Raw genomic sequence first — 23169 nt, 5'->3', positions numbered from 1 at the left:
TCCCCGAGACGCCACCCGAGCGCCGACACCGATGCCCAGAAATGAGAATGACGCTCCGCGGTCGATTGGTCTCGGAGTGCAAGACCAGTCCGGTCGCGGAACGCCGGGGGAGTGTATCCCTGGCGGTAATCTTGACCAAGAGTGACAATTCTTGATCTTGCGAGACCGTCCGTGTCGCACGGACCTACCCAGTACGGGCGTGACTGATTAAGGTCTGCGCGGCCTGCGGGCGCGCGAGAACACGGGCGAGGGGGAGAACAGATGGTCGTCAGCGACGTGGGGCGTTCGGTGGGGCGTTCGGTGGGCCGTCTCGTCGGACGTGCGCGACGGCGGTGGTCGGCGATGGTGGACCAGGCCACGCCGATGACGGGACAAGGAGTCCACGTCGATCCCCTCGAAGCGGACCACGCTCCGGAATGGGGCGATCCCACCACGGTGGCCGCCTTCGCCAGCCCGGAAATGGAACGTTTCCGGACGTCGCTGCGCGCCGGCGGCGACGACGTGCGCACAGCGTTGCTGGACGACCTCGCCACGTATCACGGCATCTCGCGCGAGGAGGCCGTACGCCGGTGCCGGCAATGGGAGGCCGACAGCGTCGAGGAGTGGTCCGAGGAGGACCGCGACGACGAGGACGCGCTGCTGCGCTTCTACCGTTCCACCCAGTCCTGGGGCTTCGACCTCGTCTGGTTCGCCTACCTCCAGGCCGAGGGGTTCGCCGAACCGACCAACGTGATCACGGTCAAGTGGCTCAACGAGCACTTCCACGGCGGACGCCGGCACCTCGACTTCGGCTCCGGTGCGGGCGCGGGCGCGGAGGCCTTCCTGGCCAACGGCTGGACGAGCACGCTCGCCGACGTGTCGTCGACGCTGCTCGACCTCGCCGCGTTCCGGCTCAAGCGCCGCGGGCTCGACGCCGGCGCAGTGGACCTCGGCGTCGAGAGCCTGCCCACCGGCGCGTTCGACGCGATCACCGCGCTCGACACGATCACGCACGTCCCGGACGTGCACGCGACGGCGCTCGACCTGCACCGCGCGCTCGCCGACGGGGGCGTCCTGCTCGCCAACTTCGACGTCCGTCCCCCGAGCCCCGAGAACGCCTGGCACCTCTACGCCGACGACCTGATGCCGCGCTACCACCTCGAGAGCGCCGGCTTCCGGCCGATCGCCGGGCTGCCCTACGGCATCGTCGTGTACCGGCGCCTGCCCCACGGCAGCACCGCCCACCGCCTCCACCGCGCGTACCGCTGGCTGACGCTGGCCAGCCCCCTGCGCCGCGGGGCCCGGCGGCTGCGGCTCGGCGTGCTGCGGACCGCGGCCCGGTTCCGGTGACGTCGGGGGCCGTCGGGCCCCTCGGGGCGACCCTGCGCAAGGGTGCGGTGCTCTCTGCCGCCGCCCTGGTCCTGGTGCAGGTGCTCTCCTTCGTCCAGACGGTGCTGCTGGCCCGCCTGCTCAGCCCCACCGAGATCGGCCTGTACGCCGCGGGGACGGTCATCGCCGGCTTCCTCGCGAACTTCTCCGAGGGCGGCCTGGGCGGAGCCGTGGTCCAGCGCGAGGGCGAGCTGGACAGGGCGGCGGAGACGGCGTTCTGGGCCAACGTGATCACCGGTGTGCTCATGGCGTCGGCGGTGGTCGCGGCGTCGGGGTTCATCGGCGAGTTCTTCCGCAGCGACGTCGTCGGCCTCATCGCGGCGATCTCGGCGGGCACGCTGTTCCTGCACGCGCTGACCCACGTCCCGGACGCCCTCATGCAGCGCCGCTTCAACTTCAAGCGGCGCCTGATCCTCGACCCCGGCACGGTGCTCACGTTCGCGACGGTGTCGGTCACCCTCGCCGCGCTCGGCTACGGCGTGTGGAGCATGGTCATCGCGAGCTACGCGTCCCAGTTCGTGTGGGTCGCGTGCAGCTTCGGGCTCTCGGGGTGGCGGCCCGGCCGGCACCGGCCCTCGTACCGGATCTGGCGCGAGCTCGCCCGCTTCGCGTTCCCGCTCGTGCTCGAGGCCGTCGGGGAGCGGACGCGCGAGGTCGCCGAGACGGCGCTGGTCGGGCGCTCGATGAACGAGGCCGCGCTCGGCAACTACCGCTACGGCCAGCGCCTGTCCAAGCTCCCCGGCCTCGCGATCGTGCAGGTCGGGTCGTACGTGCTGTTCCCGGCGTTCTCGCGCATCGCCGGGGACACCGACCGGCTGCGCATCGCGTTCCTGCGGGCCCTGCGCTGGATCTGGCTCGCCGCGGTGCCCGTCGCCGTGCTCGCCGTGGCGCTCGGCATCCCGGCGGTCGTCCTCCTGCTCGGCGAGGAGTGGCGCGGCGCCGGCGTCGCACTGGTGGCGATGTCGGGCTACGGCGTCGGCGTCGCCCTGCAGGCCGTCGCGGGCGAGACGCTCAAGGGGATCGGGCGCACCCAGCTGCTCAACTGGGTCACCGGCGTCGACCTGGTCTTCGGCATCGGGCTGCTCGTGCTGCTGCTGCCGCTCGGGCTCGTCGGCGTGGGCCTCGCGATCACGGTGGCGGCGCTGGCGGGCGGGACCGTGACGCTCGTGCTGGCCGTGCGGGCGATCGCGATGCCGTGGGGGGCCGTGCTCGGGGTGCTGTGGCCGCCCGTCGTCGCGGCCGTGATCCCGGGCGTGCTGCTCTGGCTACTCGAGCACAGCGTCGTGCACGCCGACCTCGACGGCGCGCTCGGCGGGATCCTCGAGCTGGTCGCGGAGGTCGGCCTGTTCTCGGTGCTCTACCTGGTCGGCATCCGGGTGCTCGCGCCGTCGTCGTTCTCGGTCATCTCCTCGACCGCGCTCCGTCTGCTGCGGCGGGTCCGGCGCGCGAGCTGATCGCCGAACCGCGCGCGGGCCGCGGCGGCGAGGGTCGCGGTGATCGGCACCGCGAGGGTCGCGGCGATCAGGGCGATCCCGAGCCCCAACGGGCGGAACGTCGTGGTCTCCACCGGCTCGTCGGCGCCCCGGGGGACGAGCACGTACAGGGGGCGCATGGTGGCGAAGTGGTCGGTGGCCGCGGGCACGGCGCCGTCGGCGAGGGCCCGGGACACCTCGGGGGTCGCGGCGTTCACCGTCACCGTCAGCTGCTGGGGGTCGTCCGTCGTCGCCGCGGTCACGGCCGCCGTCCGGACCTCGTCGGGCGGCAGGCCCGCGGCGTCGCCCGCGGCCCGCACCGTCGCCGGGTCGCTGAGGACCGCCAGGTAGGTCGCGGAGAGCGGGGCGCGGTTGAGGACCTCGACGGCGTAGTCGTCGAGGGGGCCGTGGGAGGGGTCGGCGACGATCTCCACGGTCGCCGTGGTGCTCCACCGGTGGATCACCACGAGCGGGCTCAGGCCGACCGCGACCGCGACGACGACGCCCACCGCCGCCGGCAGCACCCAGTGCCACTGGCGCCGCGGCTCCCGTTCCCGGACGGCGAGCTCCCAGAGCATGCCGGGCTGCCAGCTGCGGGCGCCCCCGAGCCGCGGGGCGACGCTGCGCCGGGCGGCCATGTCCAGCGACGCCGCGATGACGATCGGGATGGCGAGGATCCGCAGGTTGTCGGCGTGCAGCACGATGCCGGCCACGGCCCAGCCGCCGAGGGAGGCGATCGCCGCGGTGGCCAGCATGGCCTCGGGCGGCAGGATCCCCGACGGGGTGCGCACGCCGCCGAGCAGGTAGCGCGCCCGCACCGCCGCCAGCACCGCGGCGCCGAAGAAGGCGAGCCAGGCGAGCAGCGCCGGGATCCCGCTCTCGGCGGCGATCTGCAGGTACATGTTGTGCGGGGCCAGCACGAGGCTGTCGATCCCGTTCGCGCGCGCCACCGCCGGGAAGGCCGGGATGAAGTTGCCGGCGCCCACCCCGGTCAGCGGGTGGTCGGTGATCATGCTGAGGCCCGCGCGCAGGGCGCCCAGCCGGCCGGTGAGCGACTCGTCGGCCGCCCCCGAGCTCGTCGTCGCGACGTCGCCGATGGAGGCCAGGCGCGTGCCGATGCCGGGGATCAGCAGGATGCCGGCGAGGATGAACGGCAGCCAGATCAGCAGGCGCCGGTAGCGGGCCCCGGCCAGCGCGAGCCACACCACCACGACGAAGCCCGCGGCCAGGAGCGTCCCGCGCGAGCCGGTCAGGTAGATGCCGCCGAACAGGACCACCGTCGAGCCCATCCACAGCCAGCGCCGCCGCCCGAAGCTGCGGTCGGCGAACAGCGAGAGCGCGAACGGCAGGATCAGGACGAGGACGCGGCCCCAGAAGTTGAAGTCCTCGAGCGGGCCCGTGTGCCGCGGGAAGATCAGCCCGACGTCCTGGATGGTCGCCGGGCGCAGGATCCCGAAGAACGTGACCTCGTTGCCGACCACGAACTGCCGCAGCAGCTCGAGCACGCAGAGCACGGTCGCGGTGACGACGGCCGACGCGGCCATCGAGAGCTCGCCGCGCCACCGGTGGCACAGGGCGAGCAGCAGGGCGATGAGGACCAGGTCGCCCGCCAGGTCGACCATGGTCCCGGAGGCCGCGTCGACGTCGAGCGCGACACGGACCGACGCGAAGCGCAGCGCGACGTAGATCGCCCCGAACAGCAGCACCGAGGACCAGGCGGGCAGGCGGCGGCTGTGCCAGCACTCGCGCAGCACGCAGACGGCGCCGAGCGCGACCAGCGCGAAGTAGGTGTCGGGCACGCCGTAGCGGTCGGCGGCCGCGCTGAGGTTCCCGACCTGCACCACCACGAGCAGGACCAGCACCAGCCGCGGGCGACGCACCAGGAAGGGCACCAGGACGACGGCGGCAGCCACCACCAGGGCCGCGAGCGGCTGCCCCGTCAGCGCCGCGGCCCCGAGGGCGAGCGCGGCGACCGCGAGGGGGAGGGCGGCCGAGCGGGCGCCCAGGGCCCACGGCGTGCGCGGGGGCTCCGCCTCCGGCGGTGCGGCCGTCCCCTCGTCGACGGGCCGGTCCTGGAGCTGGGTCATCCGGCACCCCCGGACCGGCCGCCCCGGGCGGCGCGCCGGAGGCCCACCGAGGCCGAGAGCCACACGATCTGCTGGGTCGCGAGCCCGGCCAGGGCCGCGATGCCGACCACGATCATGATGCGGGCCACCTTCCCGTCCGGCTGGGGCGGCAGCGTGGCGCCGTCGGGGACCGGCCCGGCGGCGACGAGCGCGAAGGGCGGGCGGACGGCGTCCGGGCCGGTGGTGCTCGCCGTGACCACCCGGCCCACCGCCGCGGCGGCCTCCTCGCCGGTCGACGCCGTCGCGGACACGGTGATCGCGCTGGTGGCGGGCGCGACGACGACCTGCACCGAGGCCTCGTCCCCGCCGACCTCGTCGGCCGCGGTGGTCACCGTGGTGGCGAACTCGGCGACGGCCTCCCCGTCGGCGAGCGCGCGGAAGTAGCCGGCGCTGCTGGTCTCGGGCAGCGGCAGCACCACCAGCGAGCCCTCGGCGCGGTAGGTCGTGGGCAGCCGGAGCACGACGGCCACGCCGAGGAGCAGGACGAGCAGGGCGACCACGGCGCCGATCGTCAGGCTGCGGGCACCGAGGGTGCGCGCGCCCGATCCGGGGGACTGCTCGGTGACGGCCACGGCTGCGGTCCGCGTCAGCGGGTGGCGACGCTGTTGCTGCGTGGCCGCGGCGACGGGCGGCGCGCTCCACCGCCGGTGCGGGCGGCCTCGTCCGGGGCGACCGCGACCGTCGGGGGGTCCTCGGCGTCGGGGTCCGTGCCGTCGACCGGCGCGGACGGTGCGGGGACTCGCGGGGTCGCCGGGACGGTCGAGGTCACGGCGTCGGCGTCGTCGTCGACTCCGTCGTCGACTCCGTCGTCGACTCCGTCGTCGGCACCGTCGTCCTCGTCGCCGGGCTCGGCGTCGTCGGTGGCCGCGGAGCTCTCGACGGGATCGGGCTGCTCGACGGTCTCGGTGGTGTCGGTGGTGTCGGTCGCGGGGTCCTCCACCGCGTCCGTCGACCCCGTGGCGGCGTCCTCCGGACCGGCGTCCTTCGCCGCGCCCGGTGTCTGGACGAGCGGCTGGGGTCCGGTGCGCGGGGCGCCGTCCGGACGTCGGCCCCAGGGCGCCGGGGTCTCCGTGCGCGGCGCCATCGCCACGAGCGGGCCCGAGGGCGGCGAGAACGGCGGGACGCGGTGGGGTCCGGTGCCCGGTCCGGTGGGGGGCCCACCCGGTCCGGTGGGTCGCGGACCGTAGCCGGGACCCATCGGCGGACGGCCGGCCCCCGGGGCGCCGAGGGGGATGCCCCCGGTGCGGGGCGCCGTCGGGTCGGAGGGGCGCGGGTTCGCGGGGGTGGGGCGCTCGGCGGAGGCCGCGCGCGAGGCCGACCGGGACCGCGAGCGCAGGTCGGTGCGCGCCAGGAGCCAGGCGGCCTGCTGGGTCGCGGCGCCGGCGAGGAGGGCGATCACGACCACCACGGCGATCGTGGTGCCGGGGCTGGTGCCGGGCGTCGGGGCCAGCGTCGGCGCCGACGGGCTGAGCAGCGCGGTGGAGTACGGCGTGTTGAGGCGCAGGAGCGTGCCGACCCCGGCCGTCGCCACGCGGTCGGCGACCGCCACGGCGGCCTGCGGGTCGGGCGACGTCGCGGCGACCGAGATCAGCGTGGTGTCGGGCAGCGGGGTGACCAGCACCTGCGCCCCGGACTCGGCCGCGGCGGGGGTGCCGTCGGTGGCCTGGACGACCTGGGCGAAGGTCGCGACGACCTGATTGCCCAATTGATCATAAAGACCGGCGGCGTCGGTCGGCGAGAGCGTCGAATTGGGGAGCACGACGAGCGAGGCCGTCGCCGTGTAGGTGCGCGCGGGGAATCCCAGGAGCAGGATTCCGACGGCCGCCACGACGATCGTGACGGCCAGGCCGATCAGGATGCTCTGCCGATCGACACGTTCGGCGAGCGTGCGACGACGCGACGTGTCCGTTTCGCTCGCCGACGAGTCCATTCCCGGCTCGACGCCCACCTCCGCCGCCCCCTTGAAACGATCTCGATCGCACGACGCGATCGGCGTACGGAAAGTAGTCGTCGGCGAGGCCCTTGGGAAGAGATCCTCACGAACTCCGGTACGGCGCGAAGTCGGCGTGGGAGACCGATCCGGTGACGGAGGGATAACGTCCGCGGGAAGTTGTCCTGCGTCGACCTCGTCCTGTTACTCTCCGCGCGCATCAAGAGCGTTACTGGGTGAATCGTCGTTCAGCACGACGGGGCTCAGATCGTCAGGGCACGGACGGCCATGGGGGGTCGCCGACGATCTGTCGCGCCGGGTGGACGCGATTCCCGGTGGGGGGACATTCCGTGCGCGTGGTCCACGTGATCCATTCACTCGAACCCGGCGGGGCCGAGTCGGTCCTCGCCGAGTTCGCGCGCGTCGCGCCCGCGCACGGGATCGAGATGGCGGTGATGCCGATCAGCCGCATCCGCAGCCGCGCGATCGTCGGCGACCTCGAGGCGGCCGGCGTGCCGGTGCTCCCGCTCGACCTCGTCCACCGCTGGGACCCACGCGCGTTCGCCCGCGCGGTGACGTGGTTGCGCCCGTGGGGCCCCGACGTCATCCACACCCACCTCAAGCACGCCGATCTCGTCGGCTCGGTGGCGTCGCGGGTGCTGCGCCGGCCGATGGTCTCGACGCTGCACGTCGTCGACGACCTCCCCGGCCGGCTGGGCGCGGTGAAGCGCCGCCTCGCCGGGGTGGCGCGCACCGCGACGGCCGCGCGCACCGTGACCGTGTCCGACGCCCAGCGCAGCTGGTACCTCGAGGCCTTCCCGCACGTGCGGCCGGAGACGGTCACGACGCTGCACAACGGGGTCGTCGACGCCGCGCGGGGTGACGACGCCGGTGCCGTCCGGCGGGAGCTCGGCATCCCCGCCGGGGCGCCCGTGGTGCTCCAGGTGGGCCTGCTGCGCGAGGGCAAGGGGCACGACGTGCTGCTCCGTGCGGTGCGGCAGCTGGCCGACGTCCCCGACCTCGTCGTGCTCGTCGCCGGCGACGGCCCGCTGCGCGCCGAGGTGGAGGCAGCGGCGTCCGACCTCGGCGGGCGCGTCCGCTTCCTCGGCTACCGCACCGACGTCGCGCCGCTGATGGCCGCGAGCGACGTCGTCGTCCAGCCCAGCGACTACGACGCGCTGCCCACGACGCTGATCCAGGCCCTGGCGGCCGGGCGGCCCGTCGTCGCGACGGCCGTCGGCGGCATCCCGGAGATCGTCACGCCGGGCGAGGGCGTGCTGGTCCCGGCCGGCGACGCGACGGCCGTCGCGGGCGCGCTGCGCGACCTGCTCGCGGACCCCGGACGGCGCCGCGCCCTGGGCGTCGCGGCGCGCGCCCGGTACGAGGCGGCGTTCGACGCCGACCGGTGGGCGGGCGAGATGCGCCGCCTCTACGAGGACGTCCTGACGGCGGGTCGGCGATGAGCGTGCAGACGAGCAACACCCCGGACACCGGTGAGGCCGCGACCGTGACCATCTCCGTGATCGTGCCGTGCCGCGACGAGCTGCCCCGGCTCCCGGCCTTCCTCGCCGGGATCGAGCGGCAGTCGCTGCGGCCGGTCGAGGTGGTCGTGGCCGACGGCGCGTCCACCGACGGCACGCGCGCGTGGTGGGAGCAGGCCGCGGCGTCGCGCGACTGGCTGGTCGTCGTCGACAACCCCGGACGGACCATCCCGCGGGCGCTGAACCTGGCGCTCGCCCACGCGTCCGGCGAGCTCGTGGCGCGCATGGACCTGCACGCCGCCTACGCGCCGGACTACCTGGCCGAGGTCTCGGCGCCGTTGCTCGCCGACGAGCAGGTGGTGGGCTGCGGCGGCGCGATGGAGAGCACGGGCGAGGGACCGACCGGGCGGGCCGTCGCCGCGGTCATGCGGCGCCCGATCGGCATGGGCGGCGCGGCGCACCGGGTGGGCGCGCCGGGCGGGCCGGTCGACCACGTCTTCTCGGGCTGCTACCGGCGCGCGGCCCTGCTCGCCGCGGGCGGCTTCGACGAGGGCCTGTCGGCCAACGAGGACGTCGAGATGGACGTCCGCCTGCGCCTCGCCGGGGGGCGGATCTGGCTGGCCCCGGACGCGCGCACCTCGTGGTCGGTGCCGGAGCGGCTGGGGCGGCTCGCCAGCAAGATGTTCCGCTACGGGCGCTGCAAGGCGGGCACGGCGCGTCGCCACCCCGGCTCGCTGCGCGCGCGCCAGCTCGCTCCGCCGGCGCTGATCGCGGTGCTCGTCGGCCTCGGCGTCGTCAAGCCCGCCGCGGCGGTCGGGGTGCTGGCCGCCTACGTGGGCGCCACCGGTGTCGCCGCGGCCGCCGCGGCGCGGGAGGACGGCGCCCCGGTGTGGCGCGCGGTGCCCGTGCCGGCGGTCGTGCACCTGTCGTGGGGCTCGGGGCTGATCGTCGGTGCCGTCGTCGAGGCGGCTCGTGTCGCCGCGTCGAGGGCACGGGGATGACCGGGCGGCTCCAGGAGATCCTCGTCGTCGAGACCGCCGGGCACGGCGGCCTGCTCCACTACGCGGTGCAGCTGGCCGACGGGCTCGCCGCGTCGGTGCCGTCGGTCGAGCTGCTCGCCACCCGCGGCCACGAGTTCGCCCACCACCGGGGCCCGGCCCGCCCGGTGCTGGTGCTCCCGACGCTGGTGCCGTCCACCCGGCTGCCGAGCTCGCGGTGGCGCCACCTCCTGCGCCGCGCCGGCATCGCCGTGCGCATGTGCGGGGCGTGGGCACGCATCCTCGTCGAGGTGGTGCGCCGGCGCCCCGACGTCGTCGTCACGACCATGGACTCGTCCCACCCGCCCGCGGCGATCGGCATCATCGCGATGACGCTGCTGCCCGGGGGCCCGCGGGTCGTGCACGTCTGCCACAACGCGGTGCCGTTCAACACCGGGCACGGCGGGCTGTTCCGGCTCGGCCGCTCGACGCGGGTGCTGCTCGGGACGGTCCTGCGGCGTGCCGACCTCGTGCTCGTGCACGGACAGCGCACGGCCGACGAGTTCCGCGAGGTCTGGGGCGACGGGCCCCGGCTCGCGGTGGTGCCCCACGGCGACGAGCGGCTGCTCGCCGGCGAGCCCGTCGCCCCCGCCGCGGAGCACCGCGTGCTGTTCTTCGGCGACTGGCGCAAGATCAAGGGCCTGCCGGTCCTCATGGAGGCGTTCGACCGGCTCCTTGAGCGGTGCCCGGAGGCGCGGCTGACGATCGCCGGCTCCCCGGCGCCCGCCGACTTCGACGCCGACCTGGTGCGCCGCTGGGCGGCGGGCCACGGCCACCGGGTGACGGTGTGGGACGACTACGTCCCGGACGCCGAGGTCCCCCGGGTGCTCGCGTCGGCGCGGGTCGTGGTGACGCCCTACCTCGTCGGGTTCCAGAGCGGCGTCGTGCACCTCGCGATGACCAAGGGCCTGCCGGTGGTGGCCTCGGCCGTCGGCGACCTCCCGACCGTCGTGCGCGACGGCGAGACCGGGCGCGTGGTGCCGCCGGACGACCCGGAGAAGCTCGCGGACGCCCTCGAGGACGTGCTCGTCCCCGCCGGGCGGGCCGAGGCGATGGGGCGGGCGGGCCTGGCGGAGATGCGGGAGCGTCACGACTGGCGGGTGGTGGGTGCCGCCGTGCGGGACGCGATCTACCGGGCGTCCTCGTAGACCGTGCGCAGCCGGGAGGCCCAGTGACGGGCGGTGAACCGCTCCTCGTAGGCGCGCCGTGCCGCGACGCCGAACTTGCCCCGCAGGCCCGGGTCGTCGAGCAGCGTGTCGAGCGCGGCCACGACGTCGGGCACCGCGGGTGGCGGCGGCACGAGGAGGCCGTCGACGCCGTCGTCGACGATCTCGGGCACGCCGCCCACGCCCGTCGCGACCACCGGGACCCCGGCCGCTGCGGCCTCGAGCAGCGAGGTCGGGAAGGCGTCGAACGCCGTCGGGTGCAGCACGACGTCGCTGGCGTCGAGCACCGCGGGGACGTCGTCGCGGTGCCCGGCGACGACGCAGCCGGGCCCCACCTCCCGCTCGAGCCGGTCGCGCTCCGGCCCGTCGCCGACGATCAGCAGCACGACCTCGGGACGCCGTCGCCGCAGCTCGGCGACCGCCGCCAGCGCGACGTCGTGCCCCTTGCCCGCCCGCAGCACGGCGACGACGGTGACCACCACGGCGTCGGGGTCGATCCCCAGCTCGGCGCGGACGGCCGCGCCCGTCCCGGGCTCGCGGCGGTCGACGACGCCGTTGCGGACCGTCACGACGCGGTCGGGGGCGTCGCGGCCGGTGGCGAGGTAGACCTCCCGGGCGGCGTCCGACACCGCGACGACCCGGTGGTGGCAGCGCCGGCGTCCGAGGGCGAACAGGCGTTCCTTGAGGTCGTCGCGGAACCGCCCGTGATGCCACTGCAGGACGTGCAGGGTGCACACCGCCGGGAGCCCCAGCGAGCGGGCGGCCAGGCCGCCGAGGAGATCGGAGTAGCCGAGATGCGTGTGGACGACGTCGGGTGCCACGTCGCGCAGCCAGCGACGCACCCGGGGCACCGACGACGGCCGCAGGAGCCGCTCGACCCCGAGGATCATCACGGGCACGCCGACCGCCCGCAGCCGCTCGGCGGCGGGGCTGCCGTCCTTGTCCTCGAGCGCGCCGACGACGACGTCGACGCCCTCCGCGCGTGCCCCGACCGCGAACTCGGCGAGCAGCATCTCCGCGCCGCCCCAACCGAGGCCGTCGATGACCACGGCGACTCGTAGGCTCCGCGGCATGCGGCGAGAGTACGTCCGTACTCCGTTCGCGTGCGTCCTGGGCGACATGGACCTCGTGCGCCCGCTCGGCATGGCCGGCATCCCCGTCGCGACCGTCGGGCCGGAGGGCGCCACGCCGCGGTTCTCCCGGTACACCCGCGCCGCGGTGACCTGGTCGGGCGACACGACGCGGACCGACGAGCTCGCGGCGGCCCTCCTGGCGTTCGCCGCGGCGTGTGACGAGCGGCCGGTGCTGTACTTCCAGAACGACGCCGAGGTGCTCTTCGCGTCCCGCGAGCGTGACCGGCTGGCGCCGGCGCTGGGGCTGCCGCTGGGCGACCCGACCGTCGTGGAGGACCTGCTCGACAAGCGCCGGTTCGGGGTGCTCGCGGCGAAGCTGGGCCTGCCGGTGCCCGGCGAGCGCCTGCTCGACACGACCGGGGCGCCGGGCGACCAGGAGCTGCGGTTCCCGCTGATCGTCAAGCCGCCGTCGCGCGGGGACGGGGCGTGGGCGCAGCTGGGGACCGACGGCAAGGCCCTGCGGGTCGACTCGGCCGACGAGCTCGCCGCGGTCTGGCCGCTGCTCGGGACGCTCGGGGCCCAGGTCGTCGCGCAGGACTTCGTCCCGGGCGAGGAGGACCGCATCGAGAGCTACCACTGCTACGTCGACACCGCGGGGGAGACGGCGGGGGAGTTCACCGGGCGGAAGATCCGGACGCGGCCCCGGCACTACGGCTTCACGACGTCGCTGGAGATCACCGACGAGCGCGACGTCCGGGATCTCGGGCGCGCGGTGGTCGAGCGCCTCGGGCTGCGCGGCGTCGCCAAGGTCGACCTCAAGCGCGCCCCCGACGGCGAGCTCGTGCTCCTCGAGGTCAACCCGCGCTTCAACCTGTGGCACCACCCGGGCGCGGTGGCCGGGGTGAACCTGCCGGCGATCGTGCACGCCGACCTCACCGGGCGCCCGCGGCCCCCGGCGGCGACGGCCCGGGTCGGCGTGCGCTGGTGCAACGCGATCGACGCCGCCGCGGCGCGCGAGCAGGGCCTGTCGCTGCCGGCGTGGCTGCGCTGGGCCGCCGGGTGCGAGGCGCGGGCCCACCTCACGCCCGACGACCCGGGCGCGATCGTCGGCCGGGCGGCGTGGCGGCTGGGGCAGAAGCTGGGCGTTCGCCGGTGAGGTTGGGCCTGATCTCGGACGTCCACGCGAACCTGCCCGCCCTCGACGCCGCCCTCGCGGCGCTCGACCGGGCCGGGGTGGACACGCTGATGTGCGCGGGCGACCTCGTCGGCTACGGCCCGCACCCCAACGCCTGCGTGGCCCGGATCGCCGAGCGCGGGGTGCCGACCGTCGCGGGCAACCACGACCTCATGGCGCTCGGGGAGCTCTCGACCGACCGGTGCGTCGGCACGGCGCGGGAGTCGCAGCGCTGGACCCGCGGGGTGCTCTCCGCCGAGGCGCGGGCGTACCTCGCGGCGCTGCCCGCTCGGCTCGAGCTGCCCGACGCCGTCGTCGCCCACGGGTCGCTCGACGACCCCGAGGAGTACGTCGTCACCCCGGCCCAGGTGACCGCGCAGCTCGCCGCGCTCGCCCGTCGTCACCCGTTGCACCGGGTGCTGGTGCTCGGGCACACCCACCGGCAGCGGCTGGACACGTCCCCGGAGGGGCGGCGCCTCGTGAACCCGGGCGCGACGGGCCAGTCCCGCCAGTGGGAGCGCGGGCCGCGGGCGCGCTGCGCGGTCGTCACGGACACCGGGGTGGAGTGGCTGGCCGTCCGGTACGACGCCCGTCCGGTGCTCGCGGATCTCCAGGCGATCGGCATCTCCCGCCGCGCCGTGCACGCGCCGCCGGGTCCGCGGCGCCTCTATTGGGCGGCGCGTGCGCGATTCCGCTCGATCGTCCGGACTGCCCATCGGACGGACGGCTGAGAATGATCGCCGAAAGGACCTCACGGAAGCGTTGCAGGCCCTATGGTCTTGTTCGGCCGAGAACACGGGGGTGGGCCGTGCGCATCCGGCGCAGAACAGGGAACGCGGTCCTGGTGGCCGCGGTTCTCGTGGTGCTCGCGGCCTGCTCGTCGGGGGCACGCGGCGGGCCGGTGACCAGCGGCGACGACGCGGGGGCGGTGTCGCCGGCGTCGGTCGCCCCGGTGCAGACGCGGCCTTTCGCCGACGACAGCCCGCTCAATTCTCCGATCTCGGACGATCCGACGATCGATCCACAGAGCAACGCGATGATCAGCGGGATGTTCGACGGCGACGGCGTCCCGATCGCCAACATCGACGAGTTCGGATTCGGGATCTACGACGCCCAGGCCTCGACGCCGAAGTACACGGTGACCTGCCGGTACAACTGGGGCGCATGCCCCTTCGACGGCCACGAGGTGCCGCTGACGGAGGCGATGGAGGCCCCGCGCGGCAGCGACGCCCAGCTCGCGGTGATCGACTGGGAGACGCGCACCGTCTACGAGATGTGGCAGTACCGCTGGAACGACGGCGAGCCCTCGGCCGCCTGGGGCTCGGTGCTCTCGGTCGACGGCAGCGGGCTCACCCAGCCGCCCGACGGCATCGGGCACTCGCGCGGCTCCGGGTTCTCGGTGCTCGCCGGGGTCGTGCGGCGCTACGAGATCCAGCAGGGCCGCATCGACCACGCGCTGGAGTTCTCCACCAACCGCTGCAAGATGAACGAGTTCCGCGAGCCGGCGTTCCAGACCGACGGCAAGGTCGACGAGCCCAACGCGGTCCCGGAGGGCGCGCGGCTCCAGCTCGACCCGAGCGTCGACGTCGACTCCCTGCCGGACCTCACCGACGCCGAACGGATCGTCGCCCGGGCGCTGCAGGAGTACGGCGCCTACGCGGTCGACTGCGGCGGCAGCCCCATGGCGATCGGGTTCGAGCGGACGCCCTCGGGCGCCCCCAGCCCTTACCCGAACGTGGGCATCACGCACGACTACATGCCGCTCGGGGGCATCCCGACCGACAAGCTCCGCGTCCTCGCCTCCTGGGACAGCTAGCGGGGCGTGGGCTGCCCGCCTGGTGGAGCGAACGCCCTATCGGCGTGCTCAGCTGGACGTTCGCTGCTTCTCTGCGCGCAAAGTCCGCGTTCGCGCGGCGCGGTGCCGCGACGGCTCCTGATCTCCGCGCGGAGATCACGCCCGCGCACCGTCGCGCTCGGCATACTGCTGACGTGATCGACTCCTGGTCGCGCCGCGGGGCGTTGCGCCTCGCCGGCCGCCTCGGGCTGGCGACGGGGCTCGCGGCGGTGGCCGCGCCGGCGGCGTGCGCGGGGGCCGCCGCTCCGCCCGTCCCGGGCATCCCCGCCGACGTGCCCACCCCGGGCGGGGCGCCGCTGCGCCGCGGCGAGGTCGTCGACGTCAGGGCCCTCGGCGCGCGGGGCGACGGGCGCACCGACGATGCCGCGGCGTTCCGCGCCGCGCTCGCCGCCGCGGGCGGACCCGGCGGGCCGCGCACGGTCGCCGTGCCGGCGGGGGAGTACCGGGTGGTGCTGTCCGAGCCGCTGCGCGTGCCGGCGGGCGTGACTGTCGCCGGCGAGCCGGGGCGTTCGTTCGTGCGGCCCGAAGGGGGCACCGGCGACGTCCTGGTGGGCTTCCTCGTCGACGCGCCGGGCGTGACGCTCGACGGCCTCGTGGTCGAGCGCCTCGTCGACGTCGACACCGTGCTCGTGCGGCTGGGCCGGGCCGACGGCTTCCGGCTGTCGCGCACGGTGCTCCTCGGCCACACCGACGCGCTGACGACGTTCGGGCACGGCCTGCAGCTCGGCACCGTGGACGACACGAGCACCGACCTCGCGCTCACCGACTCCGTCGTCGCCACCACGACCTACGGCCTCTATCAGGCCAACGAGTCGCGGGCGGTCACCCAGCAGATGGTGGTGCGGGGCGGCACGTTCGTCCGCAACGCCAACACCGACCTCGAGCTCAACAGCCCCTACGGCTCGTTCCGCGGCGTGCTGGTCGAGGGCTGCACGTTCCGCGACAACGACTCGCCGGGCTTTGCGGTCGGCATCGCGTACTGCGCCGACGTCGTCGTGCGCGGCTGCACGATGGAGCGCTACCGCATGGAGGCCGTGCACGTCGAGGACTTCTCCACCGACGTGCTCGTCGAGGGCAACACGTTCACGGCGTGCGGGCTGCGCGAGTTCGCGCACGTGCAGATCATCAGCGGCGCCCGCCGGGTGACGGTCCGCGGCAACCGCCACGACGCGACGATGAACACCCGCGCGATCCCGATCGTCGGCGCGCTCGCGGGCGGCGACGCCCTCACCGCGGGCGGGCGGCCGCAGGACCCGCCGACCGAGGTGGTCGTCGAGGGCAACGTCATGCGCTGCGCGCCGGCCGTGCGGGCGGTGGCGTTCGACGACGTCCCGGCCGGCGCGATCACGGGCAACACGGTCGACGGCCCGCGCGTCGGCGAACCCGAGGGCGCGTTCGCGCTACGGCGCTCCGGCGCGATCCGCATCGCCGGCAACGTCCTCAACGGGCAGGTGCGCTGACGCGCAGGTGAGCAGAGAACAGTGCTGGAGCACAGTTTTCTGCTCACATGCCGTCAGGCACCCAGTGCGATCTTGGCGGCCTGGAGCACGTCGTCGGCGGAGCGCTCCGGCGACGCGGAGTCGGTCGGCACGTCCTGCGCCCACCCCGTCCACGCCCGCCGCGACGCCTCGAGCCCGGGCGCCATGCCGTCGGCGTCGGGCGCCACGATCCACGCGCCGTCGACGTCGCGGAGGTTCTCGGCGATCCCGGCGCGGTCGGACACCACGACGTGCAGGCCGGCCACGCGCGCCTCGAGCGGTGTGAACCCGTAGACCTCCTCGAGCGAGGGCAGCACGAGGGTCTGGGTGGTCGCGAGGACCTCCACCACCCCGTCCTCGTCGAGGAACCCCCGGAACCGCACGCGGTCGGCGACGCCCAGCTCGGCGGCCCGCGCACGCAGCGCCGGCAGCTCCACGCCGTCGCCGACGACGTCGAGCGTCGGCGCCCCGTCGAGACGGGCGAACCCCTCGATCAGCGCGCCGACGTTCTTGCGGGCGATCAGCTGGCCGACGTAGACGTAGCGGTGCCCGGCGGCGTCGGGACCCGTGGTCTCGCCGGCGTCGGCGCGCAGCTCGCGGGTGCGGCCGCCGAAGAGCCCGAGGTCGATGCTGTTGACCGACTCGACGATGCGCTCGGGCGCGACCCCGGAGGCGATGGCGGCGTCCCGCGCGGCGGGACCGGGCACGACGATCGCGCCGGCGTGGGTGAAGAGCCAGCGGCGCAGCCAGTCGACCGGCCCGGCCGAGAAGCGGCGGCTGGTCAGCGTGCTCTCGGAGAAGATCACGTAGGGGACGCCGCGGCGCACCGCCCGCAGCATCGTCCACGCGCTGGCGAGCTGGGCCCAGGTCGGGATGACGACGACGTCGGCGTCGAGCACCGCGCGGGTGGCGCCCGGGCGCAGGATCGCCTGGTAGGAGTCGAGGCTCGCGAGCAGGCCCCGGCGTGGGATCTGCCAGCACGGCACGAGCGCGGACGCGTAGCCGGGATGCGGGCGGTAGCGGAAGTGACGCTCCGGCTCCTCGGTGAAGAGGAAGTGGACGGTCAGGTCGCCGCGCCGCGCGAGCTCGCAGAAGAGCGGTTCACGGTAGGGAGCCTGCGCGTCGGTCAGCCACGCGATCTCCATCGACACCTCGCAGTCATCCCCAGCCAGCCTGCGTAACCTAGCCCGGACGACGCCGTGTCGACAGGATGGAGCAGCGTGCATCACTCTCGGAGTACGGCGATCGTCGAGCTCGAGCCCCTCGGGCACCGTTTGCGCTACGTCCGGCTCCTGCTGCTGGGCCTGTCGCCTACGCAGCGTCTCCTTCTCGTCCCTCCGAGTGTCGCCGCGTCGCCGGAGTTCGTCGAGCACCTCGGCGACCTCGACGCCGCCGTCGTCCCCCTGAGCTCCGACGACCACGACACCGCCATCCCCGAAGCCGTCGCGCTCGCCACCCGCCACGGCGCGGGCCACTTCGTCGTCCCCGAGGGCGACAAGGCCGTCCGTCCCCTGCTGCGGACGCTGCTGCGCGGCACCCTCGGCCGGTCCCGCCCGCGCCGGCCGGCGATCACGCTGCTGCTCATGCGCACCGCGATGCCCGGCGGGTCCGAGGCGGCCACCGTGGGGATGGCGCTCAAGCCCGGCCTCGTCGCCGCGCTGCGCCGCCTGCCCGCGGTGCGCGTGCTGTTCCTGACCGACGCGTTCGGCGTCGTCACACGGCGCCGCGGATTCCCCGGCGTCGAGCCCGTCCGCGACCCGGTGGTCCCGCCGGCCGAGCTCCCCGCCACCCCTCGCTCGGGCCGGGCGCGCGTCGGTGCCTTCGGTGTGATCAGCGCGCGCAAGAACGTGCCCGTGCTCGTGCGTGCGGCCGCGTCCCGCGACGACGTCGACGTCGTGCTCGCCGGGCGCTGCGAGCCCGATGTCCGCGAGTTCCTCGCCGACGACCCCGACGCCGCCCGGCTGCGCGCCGCCGGCCGGCTCCACGTCGACGACCGCCTCCTCGACGAGGCCGAGTTCGACGCCGCGCTGCGGTCGGTGGACGTCGCGGCCGTGCTGCACGACAACGACGCGCCCAGCGGGATCGTCGCCGAGGCCTGCGCCCGCGGGGTGCCCGTGCTCGGGCCCGACCGGGGGTGGATCGCGACGGTGCTCGACGTCACCGGGTGCGGCGTCGGGGCGTCTGTCGGCAATCCGACAGACGTCGCGAACGCGCTCACCCAGCTGCTCGGCGACCATGAGCGCTACGTAGTCTCGGCCCGGAAGGCGGCGGGAGCGCTGGGCGCCGACGACTTCGTCGGGGGGCTCCTCGGCGACCGAGCGTGAGATTTACGCCGCGACGAGCCAGGAGTCATTGGCCCGATCGGGTACTGTCGCGCTGGGCCGAACGGCCGTGTGTGATGGAGGCGTGAGCAGCGAGCAGGGGGTGGCATGGCGCGGCCGAGGCGGACCCTGTGGGGCTCGCTGACCGCCCCCACCCTGCCGCCGTTCGTCGCCGCCGCCGCGATGCTCGCGACGCTGCCGCTGCTGCGCCCGGGGGTGTTCGGCGAGAGCACCGCGCTGGCGGGGTTCGCGATCGCGGTCCTCGCCGCCGTCGCCGCCCTCCTGCGCCGCGAGCGCGTGCCCGCCCGCCCCGTGCCGGCGGTGCCGCTGCTCGTCGGGATCGTCGCCGTCGCCTACCTCTGGATGGTCGGCCACGGCGCCGCGGTGTTCGCCCCGGACCGCATCCGTGACCTGTTCCAGGACTTCGTCCTGACGATCGGCTCGCTCGTCGCGTTCGCGATCGTCCTGGCGGATCCGCGCGCCCGCCGCGCGGTGGCGCGGGGCTTCGTGATCGCCGTGGTGGTCGTGAGCGCGTCGTGGGTCGTCACCGCGCTGTTCTGGGCCGTCGCCGGGCTGGGCTCGGGGCAGATCGCCGTCGTGCCGGTGGGGACCGTCGAGCCGCAGCCGGTGTACTTCCCGTTCACGATCAGCTACTCGACCTCCGAGGTGTTCGGGCTCGAGGTGCCGCGGCTGACCGGCTTCGGCCGCGAGTCGGGCTGGATGGCCATGTTCTGCGCGGTGGCGTGGTTCCTGACCGACGCCGTCGGCTACCGGGCGCGCTGGGTGAAGGTGCTGATCCTCGCGGGCCTCGTCGGCACCCTGTCCACCGCCGGGTTCGGCGTCTTCGTCGTCGTGCTCGCCCTCGACGTGTTCCTGCGCCCGCGCGGCGGCATCGGGCTCGGCGGCTTCGTCCGCCAGATCGGCGGGCTGCTGGCCATCGCCGGGGCGGGGTGGCTGGCGCTCTACGCGCCCGTGCTCGGGCTCAACGCCAAGCAGAGCTCCAACGAGGCCTCGCTCGACGAGCGCTCCGACGCCACCGACGCCGGCATCCGCGCGCTCACCGAGTCGCCGCTCGGTGGGATCGGCAGCGAGAAGCAGGCGGGTATCAACCTGATCTCCGACGTCGCGGTGAACGGGCTGCCGTTCGTCGTCCTCGTCGCCCTCGCCGTGCTGCTGCCGGCGTTCGTGGCGCCGGGCCGCGGCGCGACCCGCGTCGGGCGCGCCGTGCCGATCGCGCTCGTCGTCTTCCTGACCCTGCTCCTCTCCCAGCCCGCCGCGGCCTCGACCTGGGCCTTCGCGCTCCTCGCCGTCGCCTGCGCCGCGGAGGGGCTCACCATCGAGGAACGCGCGGAGCCCGGCGCGCCGGTCCTCGCCCGCTGGCACCGGTGGTGGGCGGGGCGCCCGTCCGCAATACCCGCGTCACCGCCGACGCCCTCGCCCGTCACCCACCCGACCCCGGCCCGAACCCCCGCGGCCCTCGGAGGAGAACGTTCATGAGCGCGCGCGAGTACTGGACCGTCCTGCGCGAGGACCGCAAGCTGATCGCCGGCGTGCTGGTGCTGTGCCTGCTCGGCGCCGTGCTGCTCGACCTCCTCCTGCCGCGGACGTACACGTCGTCGGCGGTCTTCTACGTCGCCTCGGCGCAGACCGAGACGTCGTCCACCGACGCCTACTCGGGCGCGCAGCTCTCGACCGAGCGCGTGAAGTCCTACACCGAGCTGCTGCAGGGCCCGCGGGTCGCGCGGGACGCGTCGCTGCTGCTCGGCGGCAGCCCGTCCGCCGACGAGATCCAGGGCGCGGTCTCCGCCAGCTCGGTGACCGAGACCGTGGTGCTCACCCTCGAGGTCACGGAGCGCTCGCCCGACCAGGCCCAGCTCGTCGCCGGGGCGGTGGCGACGTCGTTCACGCGGCTGGTCGGTGCCATCGAGTCCACCGGCGGCGTCGTCAACCGGCCCATCGCGACGGCCGAGGTGATCCTCCCGCCGACGTTCCCGGAGGAGCCGTCCGGTCCGCGCACGACGATCCTGTTCGCGGTCGCGGTGCTCGTCGGGCTCGTGCTCGGCATCGGGGTGGCGCTGGCCCGCCGCGCGCTGCGCGACGCCGTCGACACCCCCGAGACCCTCGCGGAGCGCCTCGGCGCCCCGGTGCTCGGGGTCATCCCGGCGCTGCGCCGGCCGCCGAAGCACCCCGCACTGCTCTCCGAGCCGCCGGTCGGCGCCGGCGGCCGGAAGGCCCGCCGCCTGCGCGCCCGCGCGGAGTCCTACCGGCGCACCCGCGCCGCGCTGCGCTCGGTCGCCGACGACCGCCGCTGCCTCGTGCTCACCGGCACCGGCCCCGACCAGGGCACCTCCACCGCCGCGGTCGACCTCGCCGTCGCCTTCGCCGCGTCCGGCGCGTCGGTGCTGCTCGTCGACGCCGACCTGCGCAGCCCGACCCTCGCCGACGCCCTCACCCTCGACACCCACGTCGGCCTGCGCGAGGTCCTCGAGCGCGGCGTCGACGTCGACGCCGCCATCCAGCGCTGGTCGCGGGGCGGCATCGACGTGCTCTCCGCCGGCGCGACCGGCTCGCGGCCCAGCGAGCTGCTCGTCGGCGAGCGCCTGCGCTCGGTGCTGGCGACGCTGCGCGAGCGCTACGACCACGTCCTCGTCGACACCCCGCCCGTCACCGACGCCGCCGACGCCGTCGACGTCGCGCGCCACGCCGACGGTGTCGTGCTCGTCGTGCGCCGCGGCAGCGCGCGTCCCGACGACGTCGACGTCGCAGCCTCGGCGCTCGGGCTCGCGGGCGCGACGGTGTTCGGGGCGCTTCTGACCTGGGCCACCGACGTCCGCGACGCTCCCGGTGCCGGGCGCCGCACGGTGCTGGCGCTGCCGTCGGGGGCGTCGCCGGAGCCGGTGGCGCCGGCACCCGCACCCGTCGCCGCTGCTCCGGTCCCCGCGCCGGCGCCTGCTCCGGCTGCGCCCGTCGAGCCGGAGGTCGTCGAGGCCGAGCTCGTCGAGCCGGTCGAGAAACCCGCGCCGAAGCGACCGCGGCGGACCGCGGCGCCGAAGGCCGAGCCCGCTCCCGACGCCCCGGCGCGCGCGCCGCGCACGCGGTCGACGACGAAGAAGACCGCCGAGCCCGCCGGCACGCCCGCGGAGACCCCCGCCGACAGCGAGCCGCCGACGGTGCGCGTACGCACTCGCAAGTCCCCGGCGGCCGGCGCCGACGACACCGCTCCGAAGCCGAAGCGCACCACCGCCGCGCGCACCACCGCGAAGCCGGTCGGCGAGGCGACCGACGCGGCGGAGAGCTCGGGGACCGCGGAGGCGGCGGAGAGCAAGCCGACCCCGCGCCGGCGTCGCGCCACCCGCGAGACGACCACGACCGCCGCGCCCGAGACCGCGACCACCAACGGCAACGGGAACGGGCACGGGGCCGCGAACGGGCACGAGACCCGCGTGAACGGGTCGGTGGCGTCCTCGAACGGCACCGCCGACTGATCCCTCTCCACGTCGATCTTTCGGGAGTGCCGTCAGGGCTGTCGCCCGTCGCGAGAGGCACGTTCGGCAGGCGAAACGCTCGATGATCATGCTGAACGTGCCGTTCGCGCGTCCGCCGGTACTGGCGAAGGGCGCCCCTCGCCCACCTATCCGACCGAAGGTGCCCTTCGCTCAGAGATCGGGGCCGGCGAGCTCGCGCAGCGCCGCGATGACCGCCGCGGGCGCCTCCTCGGGCAGGAAGTGCCCGGCGTCGACGGGACCGCCGCGGACGTCGTCGGCCCACTCGCGCCAGACGTCCAGGGGCTCGTACCAGCGGTTGACCGCGCCCGTCGCGCTCCAGAGCACGTGCACCGGGCAGCGGAGGCGATGGGCGCCACGGTCGGCCTCGTCGTGGACGACGTCGACCTCGGCGGCGGCGCGGTACTGCTCGCAGATGGCGTGCACGCGGGCGGGGTCGCGGAAGGTCGCCGTGTAGCGCTCGCGCAGCCAGGGCGGGAAGGCGGCGGGGTCGTCGCCCCAGCTGTCGAGCATGTGGTCGACGAGGGTCTCGGGGGCGCCGAGCACGAGGCGCTCCGGCACCGGCGCCGGTGCGGCGAGCAGCGACCAGACCCAGTAGCCGAGGGCGAACTCGCGCTCGGCGCGGGCGAAGGCCTCGGCGGTGGGCACGATGTCGAGCACGGCGAGCGCGGTGACGGCGTCGGGGTGGTCGAGGGCCAGGCGGTAGGCGCAGCGCGCGCCGCGGTCGTGGCCGGCGACGGCGAAGCGCTCGTGACCCAGCGCGCGCATGACGGCGAGCTGCTCTACGGCGAGGGCGCGCATGGAGTGGTCGTCGGACGTGCCGACCCCGCTGCCGCCGTAGCCGCGCAGGTCGGTGGCGACGACGGTGAAGCGGTCCGCGAGCGCCGGGGCGACGGAGCGCCACATCAGGTGCGTCTCGGGGATGCCGTGCAGGAGCAGCAGCGGCGGGCCCGAGCCGCCGACGCGGCCGTGGATGGTGGTGCCGTCGACGGTGACGTCGACGACGTCGAACCCGGGGAAGACGGACACGCGGGGCCTCCTCCGGTGGACGAGGCCGTGAGGAGATCCGAGGACGCGGCGTCCAACACGTCCGCCGTTCAGCCTACGTGAGCGGACGTCGGACCGAACGTTCACCCACATGTCACGGATGGGTGTCCGTCCGTCGTGCCCCTGCGGCCGTCCGCC

The 23169-nt window shown here is 75.3% G+C and carries 18 protein-coding genes; 12 read left to right on the top strand and 6 right to left on the bottom strand.

The window, feature by feature from the left end; genetic code table 11:
* The first annotated feature begins 459 nt into the window (after positions 1-459).
* Together WCD41_RS16225 and WCD41_RS16220 are read left to right on the top strand one after the other, a co-directional pair.
* Positions 460-1329, top strand: coding sequence for a class I SAM-dependent methyltransferase (locus tag WCD41_RS16225; RefSeq protein ID WP_337714500.1), 870 nt, complete (start codon positions 460-462; stop codon positions 1327-1329).
* Positions 1326-2822, top strand: a complete 1497-nt coding sequence (locus tag WCD41_RS16220) for an oligosaccharide flippase family protein (protein WP_337714499.1) — start codon at positions 1326-1328, stop codon at positions 2820-2822. Before WCD41_RS16225 ends, WCD41_RS16220 begins: the two co-directional genes overlap by 4 nt.
* Here the strand turns inward: WCD41_RS16220 and WCD41_RS16215 are convergent.
* The 3 genes from WCD41_RS16215 to WCD41_RS16205 are packed head-to-tail and all read right to left on the bottom strand — an operon-like array spanning position 2726 to position 6794.
* On the bottom strand, positions 2726-4927 hold the full coding sequence (locus tag WCD41_RS16215) for an O-antigen ligase family protein (RefSeq protein ID WP_337714498.1): 2202 nt from the start codon (positions 4925-4927) through the stop codon (positions 2726-2728). The two genes, WCD41_RS16220 and WCD41_RS16215, sit on opposite strands and share 97 nt — an antisense overlap.
* Positions 4924-5538, bottom strand: a complete 615-nt coding sequence (locus tag WCD41_RS16210; RefSeq protein ID WP_337714497.1) for a hypothetical protein — start codon at positions 5536-5538, stop codon at positions 4924-4926. Before WCD41_RS16210 ends, WCD41_RS16215 begins: the two co-directional genes overlap by 4 nt.
* Positions 5539-5552: 14 nt before the next feature.
* The gene (locus WCD41_RS16205; RefSeq protein ID WP_337714496.1) at positions 5553-6794 is read right to left on the bottom strand and encodes a YveK family protein; all 1242 of its coding nucleotides are present in this window, start codon (positions 6792-6794) and stop codon (positions 5553-5555) included.
* A 452-nt stretch (positions 6795-7246) separates the two neighbouring features.
* Between WCD41_RS16205 and WCD41_RS16200 the strand changes: the two genes are divergently transcribed.
* The 3 genes from WCD41_RS16200 to WCD41_RS16190 are packed head-to-tail and all read left to right on the top strand — an operon-like array spanning position 7247 to position 10562.
* A complete protein-coding gene (locus tag WCD41_RS16200; RefSeq protein ID WP_337714495.1) occupies positions 7247-8359 on the top strand; it encodes a glycosyltransferase in 1113 nt (370 codons plus the stop codon).
* Positions 8356-9378, top strand: a complete 1023-nt coding sequence (locus WCD41_RS16195) for a glycosyltransferase family 2 protein (RefSeq protein ID WP_337714494.1) — start codon at positions 8356-8358, stop codon at positions 9376-9378. Before WCD41_RS16200 ends, WCD41_RS16195 begins: the two co-directional genes overlap by 4 nt.
* Positions 9375-10562, top strand: coding sequence for a glycosyltransferase family 4 protein (locus tag WCD41_RS16190; protein ID WP_337714493.1), 1188 nt, complete (start codon positions 9375-9377; stop codon positions 10560-10562). The genes WCD41_RS16195 and WCD41_RS16190 overlap by 4 nt, the downstream gene beginning before the upstream one ends.
* On the opposite strand, the gene WCD41_RS16185 is transcribed toward WCD41_RS16190, so the two are convergent.
* On the bottom strand, positions 10544-11629 hold the full coding sequence (locus tag WCD41_RS16185; protein WP_337714492.1) for a glycosyltransferase family 4 protein: 1086 nt from the start codon (positions 11627-11629) through the stop codon (positions 10544-10546). The two genes, WCD41_RS16190 and WCD41_RS16185, sit on opposite strands and share 19 nt — an antisense overlap.
* Before the next feature lie 22 nt (positions 11630-11651).
* On the opposite strand from WCD41_RS16185, the gene WCD41_RS16180 reads away from it, so the two are divergent.
* The 4 genes from WCD41_RS16180 to WCD41_RS16165 all read left to right on the top strand — a co-directional run bounded on the left by WCD41_RS16180 (position 11652) and on the right by WCD41_RS16165 (position 16142).
* The gene (locus WCD41_RS16180) at positions 11652-12809 is read left to right on the top strand and encodes a carboxylate--amine ligase (RefSeq protein WP_337714491.1); all 1158 of its coding nucleotides are present in this window, start codon (positions 11652-11654) and stop codon (positions 12807-12809) included.
* A complete protein-coding gene (locus WCD41_RS16175) occupies positions 12806-13558 on the top strand; it encodes a metallophosphoesterase family protein (RefSeq protein WP_337714490.1) in 753 nt (250 codons plus the stop codon). The genes WCD41_RS16180 and WCD41_RS16175 overlap by 4 nt, the downstream gene beginning before the upstream one ends.
* 113 nt (positions 13559-13671) lie before the next feature.
* A complete protein-coding gene (locus WCD41_RS16170) occupies positions 13672-14643 on the top strand; it encodes a hypothetical protein (protein ID WP_337714489.1) in 972 nt (323 codons plus the stop codon).
* Between the two features lie 173 nt (positions 14644-14816).
* Complete coding sequence (locus WCD41_RS16165; protein ID WP_337714488.1) at positions 14817-16142, top strand: glycosyl hydrolase family 28-related protein; 1326 nt, start codon at positions 14817-14819, stop codon at positions 16140-16142.
* A gap of 53 nt (positions 16143-16195) precedes the next feature.
* On the opposite strand, the gene WCD41_RS16160 is transcribed toward WCD41_RS16165, so the two are convergent.
* The gene (locus WCD41_RS16160) at positions 16196-17305 is read right to left on the bottom strand and encodes a glycosyltransferase (protein ID WP_337714487.1); all 1110 of its coding nucleotides are present in this window, start codon (positions 17303-17305) and stop codon (positions 16196-16198) included.
* A gap of 75 nt (positions 17306-17380) precedes the next feature.
* Between WCD41_RS16160 and WCD41_RS16155 the strand changes: the two genes are divergently transcribed.
* The 3 genes from WCD41_RS16155 to WCD41_RS16145 all read left to right on the top strand — a co-directional run bounded on the left by WCD41_RS16155 (position 17381) and on the right by WCD41_RS16145 (position 21966).
* Entirely contained in the window at positions 17381-18484 is a 1104-nt protein-coding gene (locus WCD41_RS16155; protein WP_337714486.1) for a glycosyltransferase family protein, read from the top strand.
* A 105-nt stretch (positions 18485-18589) separates the two neighbouring features.
* Entirely contained in the window at positions 18590-19978 is a 1389-nt protein-coding gene (locus WCD41_RS16150; protein WP_337714485.1) for an O-antigen ligase family protein, read from the top strand.
* Entirely contained in the window at positions 19975-21966 is a 1992-nt protein-coding gene (locus WCD41_RS16145; RefSeq protein ID WP_337714484.1) for a tyrosine-protein kinase domain-containing protein, read from the top strand. Before WCD41_RS16150 ends, WCD41_RS16145 begins: the two co-directional genes overlap by 4 nt.
* 171 nt (positions 21967-22137) lie before the next feature.
* On the opposite strand, the gene WCD41_RS16140 is transcribed toward WCD41_RS16145, so the two are convergent.
* On the bottom strand, positions 22138-23013 hold the full coding sequence (locus WCD41_RS16140; RefSeq protein WP_337714483.1) for an alpha/beta fold hydrolase: 876 nt from the start codon (positions 23011-23013) through the stop codon (positions 22138-22140).
* Between the last annotated feature and the right edge of the window lie 156 nt (positions 23014-23169).

This window comes from Actinomycetospora aeridis (genome assembly GCF_037400275.1).
Classification (GTDB): Bacteria; Actinomycetota; Actinomycetes; order Mycobacteriales; family Pseudonocardiaceae; genus Actinomycetospora; species Actinomycetospora aeridis.
Note: the sequence above shows the minus strand (reverse complement) of the source record. Positions and strands in the feature narration are given on the sequence as shown.